Origin of the sequence: Vibrio fortis (genome assembly GCF_000695685.1) — a bacterium.
GTDB classification, from domain to species: Bacteria; Pseudomonadota; Gammaproteobacteria; order Enterobacterales; family Vibrionaceae; genus Vibrio; species Vibrio fortis_A.
In genome coordinates this window covers 240304-254396 of record NZ_JFFR01000023.1, presented here as the reverse complement: position 1 = coordinate 254396, position 14093 = coordinate 240304, and the positions used below count along the sequence as shown (strand labels likewise).

General features: G+C 44.7%; 14 protein-coding genes. All 14 read right to left on the bottom strand.

Annotated features, from left to right (window positions below; translation table 11 throughout):
• Positions 1-4: 4 nt before the first annotated feature.
• The 14 genes from rnhB to tsf all read right to left on the bottom strand — a co-directional run bounded on the left by rnhB (position 5) and on the right by tsf (position 14035).
• The gene (gene rnhB / locus VFDL14_RS09520) at positions 5-625 is read right to left on the bottom strand and encodes a ribonuclease HII (protein ID WP_032551711.1); all 621 of its coding nucleotides are present in this window, start codon (positions 623-625) and stop codon (positions 5-7) included.
• A 28-nt stretch (positions 626-653) separates the two neighbouring features.
• Entirely contained in the window at positions 654-1850 is a 1197-nt protein-coding gene (lpxB, locus tag VFDL14_RS09525; protein WP_050487430.1) for a lipid-A-disaccharide synthase, read from the bottom strand.
• A gap of 123 nt (positions 1851-1973) precedes the next feature.
• Entirely contained in the window at positions 1974-2762 is a 789-nt protein-coding gene (lpxA, locus tag VFDL14_RS09530; RefSeq protein ID WP_032551710.1) for an acyl-ACP--UDP-N-acetylglucosamine O-acyltransferase, read from the bottom strand.
• A 1-nt stretch (position 2763) separates the two neighbouring features.
• Positions 2764-3216 carry a 3-hydroxyacyl-ACP dehydratase FabZ gene (fabZ, locus tag VFDL14_RS09535; protein WP_032551709.1) on the bottom strand — a complete coding sequence of 151 codons (453 nt, stop codon included), beginning with the start codon at positions 3214-3216 and terminating at the stop codon, positions 2764-2766.
• A gap of 94 nt (positions 3217-3310) precedes the next feature.
• Positions 3311-4342: a UDP-3-O-(3-hydroxymyristoyl)glucosamine N-acyltransferase gene (lpxD, locus tag VFDL14_RS09540; RefSeq protein WP_032551708.1), complete on the bottom strand. Its 1032-nt coding sequence runs from the start codon at positions 4340-4342 to the stop codon at positions 3311-3313.
• Positions 4343-4347: 5 nt separating this feature from the next.
• Positions 4348-4848 carry an OmpH family outer membrane protein gene (locus VFDL14_RS09545; protein WP_032551707.1) on the bottom strand — a complete coding sequence of 167 codons (501 nt, stop codon included), beginning with the start codon at positions 4846-4848 and terminating at the stop codon, positions 4348-4350.
• A 27-nt stretch (positions 4849-4875) separates the two neighbouring features.
• Positions 4876-7281, bottom strand: a complete 2406-nt coding sequence (bamA, locus tag VFDL14_RS09550; protein ID WP_032551706.1) for an outer membrane protein assembly factor BamA — start codon at positions 7279-7281, stop codon at positions 4876-4878.
• A gap of 48 nt (positions 7282-7329) precedes the next feature.
• A complete protein-coding gene (gene rseP / locus VFDL14_RS09555; protein WP_032551705.1) occupies positions 7330-8688 on the bottom strand; it encodes a sigma E protease regulator RseP in 1359 nt (452 codons plus the stop codon).
• Positions 8685-9893, bottom strand: a complete 1209-nt coding sequence (gene ispC / locus VFDL14_RS0123240; protein WP_032551704.1) for a 1-deoxy-D-xylulose-5-phosphate reductoisomerase — start codon at positions 9891-9893, stop codon at positions 8685-8687. Before ispC ends, rseP begins: the two co-directional genes overlap by 4 nt.
• Positions 9894-9946: 53 nt before the next feature.
• Entirely contained in the window at positions 9947-10789 is an 843-nt protein-coding gene (locus VFDL14_RS09560; RefSeq protein WP_032551703.1) for a phosphatidate cytidylyltransferase, read from the bottom strand.
• A gap of 15 nt (positions 10790-10804) precedes the next feature.
• The gene (locus VFDL14_RS09565) at positions 10805-11557 is read right to left on the bottom strand and encodes an isoprenyl transferase (protein WP_032551702.1); all 753 of its coding nucleotides are present in this window, start codon (positions 11555-11557) and stop codon (positions 10805-10807) included.
• Between the two features lie 97 nt (positions 11558-11654).
• Positions 11655-12212 (bottom strand): ribosome recycling factor, encoded by a 558-nt coding sequence (frr, locus tag VFDL14_RS09570; RefSeq protein WP_032551765.1) that lies wholly within the window; start codon positions 12210-12212, stop codon positions 11655-11657.
• 90 nt (positions 12213-12302) lie between these two features.
• The gene (gene pyrH, locus VFDL14_RS09575; protein WP_032551701.1) at positions 12303-13034 is read right to left on the bottom strand and encodes a UMP kinase; all 732 of its coding nucleotides are present in this window, start codon (positions 13032-13034) and stop codon (positions 12303-12305) included.
• A gap of 155 nt (positions 13035-13189) precedes the next feature.
• Positions 13190-14035 carry a translation elongation factor Ts gene (gene tsf / locus VFDL14_RS09580; protein ID WP_004738584.1) on the bottom strand — a complete coding sequence of 282 codons (846 nt, stop codon included), beginning with the start codon at positions 14033-14035 and terminating at the stop codon, positions 13190-13192.
• Positions 14036-14093: the final 58 nt, after the last annotated feature.

Sequence of the window (14093 nt, the reverse complement as noted above, 5' to 3'; positions counted from 1 at the left end):
ACTGCTAATCAAGCCCTAAAATGCGTTTTACAGGCTTAAAGCTCTTACGATAATGCTCAGTCACACCATGTTTTTCAATAGCTTCAAAGTGTGCTTTGGTTGGATAACCTTTATGTTTCGCAAAACCAAATTCAGGATGCAGCTTGTCCAACTCTTCCATCTCTTGGTCTCTCACCACCTTGGCAATGATCGAAGCTGCACTGATTTCTGCAACTCGAAGATCGCCTTTGACAACGGCTTGACCTGCCATTGGTAAATCAGGCACTCGGTTACCATCAATCAATGCCATATCGGGCTGTACGCTTAAACCAGCGATTGCGCGCTGCATCGCAACCATGGTCGCTTGAAGGATATTTAACTCATCGATTTCTTGAGGAGAGCAGCGTCCTACAGACCAGGCTAGCGCTTTATCTTTGATCTCAGGCAATAGGGCCAGGCGTTTCTTTTCTGATAGCTTCTTCGAGTCGTTAAGCCCTTCAATTGGGTTATTTGGGTCAAGAATTACCGCTGCGGTTACCACATCACCGACCAAAGGTCCGCGACCAACTTCATCAACGCCTGCAAACAACTGGTAGCCTGCAGGATACTCGAAAGGAGGAAGTTCTTTTTTATCTTTTACTGCCATAGTGTTCTCTTGGGCATTTAGTAATCTGTTATTTGTCCTGCGTTGGCCAGCCAATCAGCTTCAACACTTGGCTCGCAGCTTGTTTATCAGCATCTTTACGAATCCAGTGGTGCATCTCGGTAAAGCGCTCGATTAAAGCAGAGTTATCACGAGAAAGCATGGCGTCTACCGACGGGAATAAGAAGTCAGGGTGGCACTCTTCAAGGATGTGCTCCTTAACGATCTCTTCGCCCGCAAGAATGTTAGGCAAAGAAACAAACTCGGTAATCGCTAGCTTCTTAACAATGTAGCCAGTCAGTTTATTTACCTTGTAACCAACCACCATAGGGCGTTTCAGTAGCATACATTCCAGCGCAACCGTACCAGAAGCGAGTAGTACTGAGTCGGCAGCGGTAATTACATTGCGCGCAGTATCTTGCACAATAACAAAATCCAGCTCTGGTGCCGTTGCCTTCCAGATCTCGGTAAACTGCTGTTTGCGAGTCTCATTCACGGCTGCGACAACAAAGCCGATCTCCGGGTACTTTTCGTGAACGCGTTGGCAAGTTTCGATAAATGGTTGAGCAATCAGCTTCATTTCACCGCCACGGCTACCAGGAAGTACGGCTAACCATTTCTTGTCTTGCTCTAAACCGAGCAATTCACGCGCTTCTGCCTGATTTGGTTCTAGTGGAATCGCATCAGCTAACGTATGCCCAACGAACTCACAAGCAACGTTATATTTGTCGTAAAACGCCTTTTCGAATGGAAGGAATGCCAATACTAAGTCGGTCGCTTTATCGATTTTGAAGATACGTTTAGGACGCCATGCCCACACTGATGGACTCACATAGTGAACCGTTTTAATGCCTGCATTTTTTAGGTCTAACTCAAGGCGTAAATTGAAATCTGGCGCATCAATGCCAATAAAAACGTCTGGTGGGTTACTTGTGAAATACTTCACCAACTCCGCCTTAACTTTCAGCAATCGTGGCAGTCTTCCAAGCACTTCCACCAAACCCATTACAGCAAGCTCTTCCATTTCGAACAGAGACTCGCAGCCCAAGGCTTTCATTTTTGGACCACCAATACCAACAAACTCCGCATTAGGATACTGCTCTTGAATCGCTTTCATGAAGCCTTCACCTAGGGTATCACCAGAGAGTTCACCAACAACAATACCCACTCTTAATGGGCGTTCAGAAGGCGCTTGATTATGGTTTGATTGCATCGTTTCTACTGACATAAACCTTTCCTGATTCCTTACGGCTTAAAACAAAAAAGATCGCTTATGTGAGAGCGATCTTTTTGTTAATGGGTAAATGAAACTGTGAATACACACATAAACGCCATTTACCCTGTCATTTTACTATCGGATAATTCCGCGCTCTGAGCTTTCAAGCATCTCAAGCATTGGGTTGATCGATGGGAATTCATTCGCCATCTCTACCAATGTCTCTTTTGCTTCGTCTAGCGTTTTACCTGAACGATAGATTTCTTTATACGCTTTTTGTAGTGCACGAATCTCAGGCTTCTCGAAACCATTACGCTTTAGACCAACAAGGTTCAAGCCAAATGGCGCCGCATGGTTACCTTGAGCCAGAACATATGGAAGTACATCTTGTACAACTGCAGAACAGCCGCCAATGTAAGCATAAGCACCGATAGAGCAGAATGGGTGGATAGCAGATAGCGCCATAACACCGGCGTAATCACCAACCGTTACGTGACCACCCAAGATAGCATTGTTGCCAATGTGGGTGTGATTACCAACAATAACGTCATGCGCTACGTGAGCGTTAACACAAAGCAGGTTGTCATCACCAATCACTGTGGTCGCTTTATCTTGAACCGTACCGCGGTGAATTTGAACCGCTTCACGAATCACATTGCGATCACCGATAACTACAGTCGTATCTTCACCACCGTACTTTTTATCTTGGTTCTCTTCACCAATCACAGCATGCGGGAAGATTCGGTTATCTTTACCGATTGTCGTGTGACCTTTAATCACAACATGCGACATAACTTCAGTGCCTTCACCAATAGTTACGTTGCCAGAAATGTAAGTGAATGGCCCCACAGATACGTTTGCACCAATGGTCACCTCACCTTCTATTACCGCTGCTGGGTGAATGTTTGCTGTTTCATGGATCATATTAAAACTCTCTACGAGCACATTTTAGTTCAGCTGAACATACTACTTCACCGTCTACTTTTGCTACACCATTGAATGATGCGATGCCACGGCGTTCTTTAAGGAATTCCACTTCAATAACAAGCTGGTCACCAGGGACTACTGGCTTGCGGAACTTAGCTTTATCAACACTCGCAAAGTAGTACAACTCATTCTCTGATGGTGCACCAAAAGATTTAAATGCAAGCAGACCTGTTGCTTGAGCCATAGCTTCAAGAATCAACACACCTGGGAATACAGGAAGTTGTGGGAAGTGGCCAGTAAACTGAGGCTCGTTCACAGAGACATTCTTAATCGCTGTCAGTGTCTTCTCTTCTTCAAAGTGAGTAACACGGTCGATCATTAGGAATGGGTAGCGATGAGGTAGTAGTTCCTGAATTTCAGTAATGTTCATCGTTTTCTGTTCAGTAGTCAAAGTCGTATTCCTATTTGTATTCTTTAGTCAATTAAAGGGATTATAAACGAAAAAGACCCGCATGACGCGAGCCTTTTAATTAGAAATGCTGGAATTATGATTCCGAGCCCTTCTCGATAAGTTTTTCAACAGTTTTCAGACGCTTGTTCATCTCATCAATACGGTGAACGCGCGTTGCCGTTTTACGCCACTCTTTATTTGGCTGTAAAGGAATACCTGAAGAGTACATGCCTTTCTCAGTGATGCTACGCATAACCATACCCATACCGGTAATCGTTACGCCATCAGCGATCTCAATATGGCCATTGATAACGCTACCACCACCAATGATACAGTACTTACCTATCGTTGTGCTGCCAGCAATGATAGTACCACCCGCCAACGCTGAACCATATCCGATGTGAACGTTATGAGCAATTTGCATCTGGTTATCAATGATTACATTATCTTCAATAACAGTATCATCCAGCGCACCGCGGTCAATCGTCGTACATGCACCGATCTCAACACGATTACCAATGCGAACAGTGCCGACTTGAGGAATCTTAATCCACTCGCCTTTCTCATTCGCATAACCAAAGCCATCAGAACCAATCACTGTACTTGATTGAACCAAACATGCTTCACCTAACACCACTTCATGGTAGATGCTCACATTAGCCCACAGCTTAGTGCCTGAGCCAATTTTCGCATTTTTGCCGATGAAACAGCCGGCACCAATGACTACGTTATCACCCAGCTCAACACCAGATTCAATCACCGCATTCGCACCGATAGATACGTTGGCACCTAAAACCGCTGACTCAGCAATCACTGCAGAATCTGCGATAGCCGAAGCCGGTTCAGGAGTAGTATCAAGAGCTTGTGCCACTTTCGCAAACGCAACATATGGGTCATCAACCACAATTACGTGAGTTGTGCACAGTTCGCGTTCACTCTCTTTTACCATCACAGCAGACGCTTTACATTCAGCTAAGTGTTTGCTGTACTTTGCATTTGAAAGGAATGTCACATCCCCTTCTTGTGCCTTATCCATTGGAGCTACTGCAGAGACAACTACGCTGCCTTCGCCATGTAGCTCACCTCCGGTAATTTCTGCCAGTTCGGCTAAAGTCAGATTCTTCATAGAGCTTATTTCAGTGATTTGATTACTTTCTCAGAGATATTGTATTCAGGTTTCGCGTATTGAAGTGTAGAGATGTCTACGATCATGTCGTAGCCCTCTTTCTCAGCTACTTTTTCTACTGCTTCTTGAATCACTTTAAATAGCTTCTGCTTCTCTTGAGCTTCACGACGTTGGCTCGCCTTCTCAAGCGCTTGTGCTTTAATCTTGTATTTGCTGTCTAGTTGACCAACTTCAATACGTAGCTTTTCAACTTCCTCTGGACCAAGCAGCTCGCCATCACGCTTTAGCTTTTCAATCTTGGTTTGAGCTTCTGCTTGAATGCTTTGCAGTTCAGCCGCTTTGTCTTTGAACTCTTCCTGCATTTTTTGAAGAACAACTTCACGCTGAGGTAGAGCTTGGAATACTTGTGCAGTGTTCACGTAGCCAATTTTCTGTGCCGCTTCTGCAGCTGTTGCAAAGAAAGAAGAGCTAAGAACGATTAGGCCTAGACCTGCTGCTTTCATCATATTTTTCAAAATATTGTCCTTTAAGTATTAGAAAGTTCTACCAATGGTGAATGTGAAGAACTCTTCATCATCACCTTCGTAAATTTTAATTGGTTTAGCTAGAGAGAAAACCAGTGGCCCCATTGGCGACATCCACTGTAGGGCTGCACCGTATGAAGAACGATAATGTGTTGGGTCAGAGTAATCGTAATAGTACTGAGAGCCGTTACTTGGTGCTTCACGGTCAACAAACTCTGTATCCCATACACTTGCCATATCAAAGAACACACTGGTTCGGATCTGGCTGCGAGCCTCATCTGAAGCGAATGGCGTTGGTACAATTAACTCTAAGCTTGCAAGTGCGATTGCGTTACCACCAATTGAGTCATCAGTTGCTGTATCGTAAGTCGGGTTGTTACCCGTGCTGTTTGAATAAACAGCCTTTGGACCAGCTGAGTTAGAGCCGAAGCCACGCAACGTTGTGAAACCACCAGCGTAGTAGTTCTCATAGAATGGGAACAGGTTATCATTACCATCCGTCTGACCATAACCATTACCATAGCCTAAACGACCACGCATCAGTAGCGTAAACTCATGCTTTTTAGTCAGCGGGATGTAATGTTTTACATCGTACTGCATCTTGAAGTACTTAACATCAGAGCCTGGTACTGTCATTTTAGCGAAAGCACGTTGGTGGTTACCCGCCGTTGGGAAGAAACCACGGTTCAGGTTGTTACGCGTCCAAGAGATGTTGATATCGAAATCATCGGTAAGGATGTTTTCATCACCGTATTGATTGATACTTCGAGCAAACTGTTCAACTTGAATATAGGTAGGAACATTACCGATCTTGTTGTGGGTGTAACCGACACCAAACTCAAGACGGTTCAGTTCATCCATAGGGAAACCCCAAGTCAGACTGGTACCATAACTTTGGTTGGTATAGTCAACAATACCCGCTTCCGATGCTTCAAACTCGTTGTAGAAGATCTTACCACCCAAACTCACACCATCAAGGTTCCAGTATGGGTCGCGATAGTCCAAGCTCACATTCTTTTGGTAATCGTTCATCATGGCACTAACACCAACACGGTTACCAGAGCCCGCAAAGTTATCTTGCTGAAGACCAACTTGGAAACTGATGCCTGATTCAGTACCGTAGCCGACACCAAAGTTGATGCTACCCGAGTTGGCTTCTTTCACGTTGTAAACCAAATCAACTTGGTCTTCGGTACCCGGAACACGTACCGTCTGAACATCAACGGTTTCGAAGAAGCCCAAACGATTCAAGCGGCTTTTACCCGTATCAATAGACTTCGAGTTAAGCCAGCTGCCTTCCATTTGACGCATTTCACGACGTAGTACTTCATCTTTAGTTGAGTTGTTACCCGTGAAACGGATATCACGCACGTAGATACGGCTACCCGCTTCTACGTTAATAACCAAAGAAACCTCTTGAGTCTCATCGTCGAATTCAGGAATAGTACGTACTTGTGGGTAGGCATAACCTGACTCACCTAGAATACGCTTAACGTTCTCTTCTAGAGAGGTCACTGCAGAGCCGTTGTAGGTATCACCTTCTTCAAACGGTACCAACGCTTCGAAGTCCGCTTCTCGACCAATAAGCTCACCACGGAACTTAACGTCTTTCACCTTATAAGGCTTACCTTCATCTAAGCCTAGCGTAATGTACACGCCCTTCTTGTCAGGTGAAATAGAGACTTGCGTAGAATCAACTTGGAATTTTAAGTAACCACGATCAAGGTAGTATGATTTCAAAGCTTCTATGTCACCGGCAAGCACTTGCTTCTGATACTTTTCGTCAGCTAAGAAGTTCCACCAAGCAACATCCACATTTAGGTTGAAGCGACTCAGCAACTCTTCATCACTGTATACTTCATTACCGATAAAGTTGATCTGTTGGATCTTCGCAGATACACCTTCAGTGAACACAAACTTAAGGTCTGAACGGTTGCGAGGAAGAGGTGTTACCACCGCTTTTACAGTCGCGTTGTATTTACCCACGCTGTAGTAAAAATCTTCTAACCCTTTTTCAATGTTGCTCAGTGTCGTACGATCTAGCGCTTCACCTTCACGCACACCTGATGCGTCTAGGTTCTGCTGAAGCTGCTCTTCCTTAATCGCTTTGTTGCCAGAAAAAGAGATACTAGCGATTGTTGGACGCTCTTTAACTTGAACAATCAACACCCCTTCATCACGCAATACTTTTACGTTTTCAAAGTTGCCTGATGCGTAAAGCGCACGAATGATCTCAGATACATCGCTTTCGTCTACTTGGTCGCCAATACGTACTGGCATTTTCAAGAGAGCAGCACCTAATGCTACGCGTTGTAGGCCTTCAATCTTAATATCTTGAACTACGAAGTTTTCTGCTCCATTCGCAGCCACGCTCGTGGCCAATAGACTTGCGAACAGAATTTGCTTAATCGCCATACTTATTCTAATTATTCCTTGCTACTACCAAAGCCTGTGAGGAACCATTCACAGACGAGTAAAGTCGTTAAATATTGCTAGAGCCATCAGTGAGAAGATAATCGCACTGCCCACTCGGTATCCCATCTCTTGTACCTTTTCTGGTACAGGTTTACGAGTAATTGCCTCAATAGCGAAAAAGAGCAAATGACCGCCATCTAACATAGGCAGCGGTACTAAATTAATAATGCCTAAGTTCACACTAATCAGAGCTAAGAAACCTAAGAAATAGACCAAGCCATAATCTGCTGTGGTGCCCGCACCTTTAGCAATCGAGATTGGCCCACTTAGGTTATTTAGTCCTACATCACCCACGATAAGCTTCTTAAGCATCGTCAGTGTTAGGTCAATGATTTGACCCGTTTTATCAATCGCCTTTCCTACTGCTTCAAATACACCAAATTGCAGCTCAAAGCGATAGTCTTCCGGCCATTCTGCGACTTCTGGAGCAATACCAGCATAACCAATTGAACTACCATCAGACAGTTCACGAGATTTCGGTGTTAACGTCAGCTCCGTTTGATAGCCATTGCGGTCGACAGCGAAATTCAATGCTTGTTCAGGGTTAGAGCGAATGGCTTCGACCACCATCGGCCAATCATTAACCTCTACGCCATCAATACTGACAATCTGGTCACCTACTTCAAAGCCTGCTGCATACGCCGCGCCATCTTCCATTACCTGAGCAAGCGTTGTTGAGATTTCAGGAGAAAATGGCTTGAAGCCTAAGGTAGACATTGCCGATTCTGTTTCAGGGTCAAAAGACCACTCTGTCAGATCGAGAGTCAACTTCTGCTCTAGACCAATGTTGTCTTGAGAAGCTACAGTCACCGTCATGCTGTCATCACCAATATGTGAGATCAGACCAATGTTCACAGATTCCCAATCAGCGGTTTTGATTCCTGAAATAGATTTAAGTTCCATCCCAGATTCAATTCCTGCTTGAGCAGCGATAGATTGCGGAGCTACCTCACCAATTACGGGCTTAACTGCAGGTACACCGATTAAAAAGACTAACCAATACGCAAAGATAGCGAACAAGAAGTTAAATGCTGGGCCAGCACCCACAATCGCCGTTCGTTTCCACAAAGGTTTCTTGTCAAAAGCATATTGTTGCTGCTCTTCGGTGACGTCATCGACTCGACCGTCGAGCATTTTAACGTAGCCACCAAGAGGAATAATCGACAGGCTGTACTCGGTACCATCTTTGCCGACTTTGCTCCAGATGGATTTACCAAAACCAATCGAAAACTTTTCAACTTTTACGCCGCAACGACGAGCGACCCAAAAGTGGCCAAACTCATGAACTGCGACCAGTATCCCTAACGCAACGATGAAGGATACGAAGTTCCATAAAATTCCACTCATAACAACTGCTCTTCAATAAACTGAACGGCAAGGTTTCGTGACATAGTATCTAGCTCTAACAAGCTTTCCAAGCTATCTAGACTTTCAGACGTATGTTGTTCACAGACTTTGCTCATAACGTATTCGTTAATCACAGCAATGTCGGTAAATTTCACTTTTTCATTTAAGAATGCGTCTACCGCTACTTCATTAGCAGCATTAACTGCCGTTGTAGCATGTTGTCCAAGGTAACAAGCTTCGATAGCCAGTTTTAAACAAGGGTAGCGTGCGAAATCTGGTTCTAAGAAAGTCAGCTCACCCACTTTGGTAAAGTCGAGAGGCTTTACACCAGCATCGATACGTTCTGGGTAAGACATCGTCAGTGCAATTGGTGTGGCCATGTCAGGCTCACCCATTTGTGCCAATACGGAACCATCTTTGTATTGCACCATAGAATGAATGACTGACTGCGGATGAATAATCACTTTCAGCTGCTCTTTAGATGCATTAAAAAGCCATTTCGCTTCAATGTACTCAAGGCCTTTATTCATCATAGTCGCAGAATCAACTGAGATCTTAGGTCCCATAGACCAGTTAGGATGCGCTATCGCTTTTTGCGGAGTCACCGACTCCAATTCAGATACTTCTGTGTAGCGGAATGGACCGCCAGACCCCGTTAAAAGGATATGGTTGATGCCGTTTTCGGCAAGGTCGCAACGCCCAAGTTGCGTTTGAACTCGCTCAGGCAAGCATTGGAAAATCGCATTATGTTCACTGTCGACAGGGAGCAATTCAGCACCGTACTTTTCAACGGCATCGATAAACAACTGACCCGACATAACCAAAGCTTCTTTGTTTGCAAGCAAAATACGCTTACCAGCCTTTACCGCAGACATCGTCGGCAACAAGCCAGCGGCACCAACGATAGCTGCCATCACTGTATCGACATGCTCTAAAGCCGCAACCTGACACATGCCATCATTGCCACTTAACACTACTGTTGAAACAGCGTCTTGTTGCAGTTGACGCTCTAGTTCTTCAGCCGCTTGAGGACACGCCATAGCAACGTATTCCGGCTGCCACTTAGCCACTAGCGCCCGCATTTTTTCTACATTAGAACCCGCAGCTAGTGCCACAATATTGTATTGAGTAGGATTCTGTTCAACGACTCTTAGGGTGCTCGCACCAATTGAGCCTGTTGCGCCAAGGATAGTTAGATTTCGCATCTCAGTAAGACCGTAGGAATAAAACAAAGGGCAGATTGCTCTGCCCTTAAAATTTAGAATGCTAAGTAAAGCAGAGCAAAGACTGGGAAGGCAGCGGTTAAGCTGTCAATTCGGTCCAGTATTCCACCGTGACCAGGAATTAAATTGCTGCTGTCTTTAATACCAGAAACTCGCTTGAACATACTTTCAACGAGGTCACCCAATACAGAGATCACTACGGTAATTAAAGTGATCGCAATCATTTGGATCGGGCTAGTAAATTGAATATCAAATAGACCCGCGAAAATCCATGCAACAATCAACGCAGTAATGATACCGCCAATCAAACCTTCAATGGTTTTATTTGGACTCACTGCTGGCGCCATTTTTCGTTTACCAAAGCTCTTTCCAGCAAAGTAAGCACCGCTATCCGCTGCCCATACAAGCAAGCAAACAAACATAACCAGCTTAGCACCATGGTATGGATCTTGATCGATACCATTTGCTCTTAGAATCACTACGCTCCAAAAGAACGGGAGTAGTGTCAAAATACCGAAACAATGTCTCAGTAAACTAGAACCCTGCCACGCTGACGTAGACTTAGGATAGGTAACGGCCAAACCACTTGCGATAACCCACCATACTGAACCGATCGCTAACACCGCAAAGTGCGCGCTTGAGAGGTGGTTTAAGCTAAACGCATCAAATGGAATTAATGCGAAGCTTGCAACACTGATCGCCACCGTTGGCACAAGAGCCAAGTAACGTGACTTGCTCTCTACGAACTGAGTCCATTCCCAGTAACCTAAAAGGGTAATCACAAATAGTGATAAAATGAAGGTTGCCAGTGATAACTCGAAAATGCCAAGAATAACCAGAGGAGCTAAAATCAGCGCAGTTATAATTCGTTGTTTCAAACTAAAAAATCCTTATTAGCTGTCCATCATTGCTTTGATTTGCTCACCAGTACAACCAAATCGACGCTCTCGATTTACAAACCATGTTACCGCTTCAACCAAGCTATCTTCGTTAAAGTCAGGCCAGTACTGTTCTGTGAAATACATTTCTGCATAAGCAAGTTGCCACAGCATGAAGTTGCTGATTCGACATTCACCGCTAGTGCGAATAAGCAGATCGACTTCAGGGATATCAGACATAGTAAGGTGCGAAGTGATCAGTGGCTCATCGATCTCATCAATGTTGAGTTCGCCCTCTTTCACTTGAGTTGCAATTGACTTAACTGCCTGTTGAATATCCCATTTACCGCCATAGTTGGCAGCAATGTTAACAACCATACCTGTGTTATTACTGGTTAAAGCTTCCGCTTCTTCGATTTTCTTTTGTAGTCGCTCATTGAAACGACTTTTGTCACCAATAACACGCAACTGTAGATTGTTCTTATGCAGCTTTTTAACCTCGCTAGCGAGAACGGTAATAAAAAGCTCCATAAGGACACCCACTTCCTCCTCTGGACGACGCCAGTTTTCACTGCTGAACGCAAACAAGGTTACGGCTTTAATGCCGAGTCTTGCAGAAGATGAGATGGTTTTACGAACCGCTTGAACGCCATTTTTATGGCCAAATACGCGAGGTTTACCCTGAGCCTTAGCCCAGCGGCCATTACCATCCATGATGATAGCAATGTGCTTTGGGAGAGAGTCTGTGAACGCTTGAGAATTATGCATAAAAGAGTGAATCAAATTCTAATAGTCGGACAGAGTAGCATAAAAAAACGCTGAACGGTGAGAACAGCGTTTTTCCAACAGAGAAGAATGTGGAAAATTAAACTTCCATCAACTCTTTTTCTTTAGTTGCTAGTACTTCATCTACGTTCTTAACCGCAGCGTCAGTTAGCTTTTGAATTTCGTCTTGTGCTTTGCGATCTTCGTCTTCAGAGATTTCTTTATCTTTAAGAAGTGCTTTTAGGTCGCTGTTTGCGTCACGACGGATGTTACGGATAGCAACACGGCCACCTTCAGCTTCGCCACGAACGATTTTAACTAGGTCTTTACGACGCTCTTCCGTTAGCGGTGGAAGTGGAACACGGATAACCGTACCCGCAGACATAGGGTTTAGACCTAGGTCAGAAGTCATGATCGCTTTTTCAACTAGCGGCGTTAGTGTTTTATCAAACACTGTGATTGCTAGAGTACGAGCATCTTCAGCGATAACGTTAGCAACTTGAGTCAGAGGTGTTGGTGCACCGTAGTACTCTACAGAAATACCAGATAGTAGGCTTGGGTGCGCACGACCTGTACGGATTTTTTGAAGGCTATTTCTTAGTGCTTCAACACTTTTTTCCATGCGCTCTTGAGCGTCTTTTTTGATTTCGTTAATCACAATTTCACCTTGATTATGTTCTTTCTTCAAGAAAGCTTTTAGGAGTGATGAAAATAAACTCGCCAAGGCAATACCTTGGCGAGAGGGTCATTATTCAGTTTCGCTGATTAATGTACCTTCAGTCTCACCCATAACCACGCGACGTAGTGCGCCTGGCTTGTTCATGTTAAATACGCGGATTGGCATCTTGTGATCACGTGCTAGCGTAAATGCAGCCAAGTCCATTACTTTTAGTTCTTTCTCAAGAACTGTGTTGTAAGACAAAGTATCATACAGCTCTGCGTCTGGGTTTGCTACTGGGTCAGCCGTAAATACACCATCTACTTTAGTTGCTTTTAGCACAACATCCGCTTCAATCTCGATACCACGTAGACATGCAGCAGAATCTGTAGTGAAGAATGGGTTACCTGTACCCGCAGAGAAGATCACAACACGACCCTGACGAAGTTGAGAAATCGCATCAGCCCAGTTGTAGTCGTCACACACACCTTTAAGAGGAATTGCAGACATTACACGTGCGTTTACGTAAGCACGGTGTAGAGCGTCACGCATAGCAAGGCCGTTCATTACTGTTGCTAGCATACCCATGTGGTCACCCACAACGCGGTTCATACCTGCTTCAGCAAGACCTGCGCCACGGAAAAGGTTACCGCCACCAATTACAACACCTACTTGAACACCTAGTTCAACCAATTCTTTTACTTCTTGAGCCATACGATCAAGGATCGTTGGGTCAATACCAAAACCTTCTTCGCCTTGTAGCGCTTCACCGCTAAGTTTTAACAGAATACGTTGATACGCTGGTTTAGGGTTCGTAGTCATGGAGTTTACCTTCCAAAGAGTTGATGATTAACAGTCATGAATAGACAAAAATGCGTCGAGATTCTTATCCATTCATCACGGCTAATTTTCCATGCGCTATTCATAAAAAGACCGTAGCATGGGCCACGGTCTTTTTTCGAACAATACGCTAAGGATTAACCTTTTTGTACCGCTGCAACTTCGTCAGCGAAGCTCATTTCAGCAGCTTTCTCGATACCTTCACCAACTTCTAGACGTACGAAGTTAGATACTGCAGCGCCTTTCTCTTTAAGGATTTCGCCAACAGTTTTCTTAGGTTCCATGATGAAAGCTTGACCTGTTAGAGAGATTTCGCCCGTGAATTTCTTCATACGGCCGATAACCATTTTCTCAGCGATCTCTTGAGGCTTGCCTTCGTTCATAGCGATTTCAACTTGAACAGCTTTCTCTTTAGCTACTACGTCTGCAGGTACGTCTTCTGGGTTAACGAACTCAGGACGAGATGCAGCAACGTGCATTGCAACGTGCTTAAGAGTTTCAGCTTCGCCTTCACCAGCTACAACAACACCGATTTTCTCACCGTGACGGTAAGAAGCTAGTGCAGCACCTTGTACGTATGCTACGCGACGGATGTTGATGTTTTCGCCGATTTTTGCAACTAGAGCAACGCGAGTTTCTTCGAACTTAGCTTGTAGCTCTTCTACAGAAGCTTGAGTAGCTACTGCGTCAGCTGCTACTTCTTCTGCGAATGCAGTGAAGCTAGCATCTTTTGCTACGAAGTCAGTTTGACAGTTAACTTCAAGAAGAGCAGCTACGCCGTTCTCTTCTTTGATGATGATTGCGCCTTCAGCAGCAACGTTACCAGCTTTCTTAGCTGCTTTCGCTGCGCCAGATTTACGCATGTTTTCAATTGCTAGTTCGATGTCAGCGTTTGCTTCTACAAGCGCTTTCTTACATTCCATCATGCCAGCGCCAGTGCGCTCGCGAAGTTCTTTAACTAGAGCAGCAGTTACAGTTGCCATTCTCTATTCCTCGGTTGATTCGAAAATAAGGTAAAAATCAGGGGCCAAAATGAGGCCC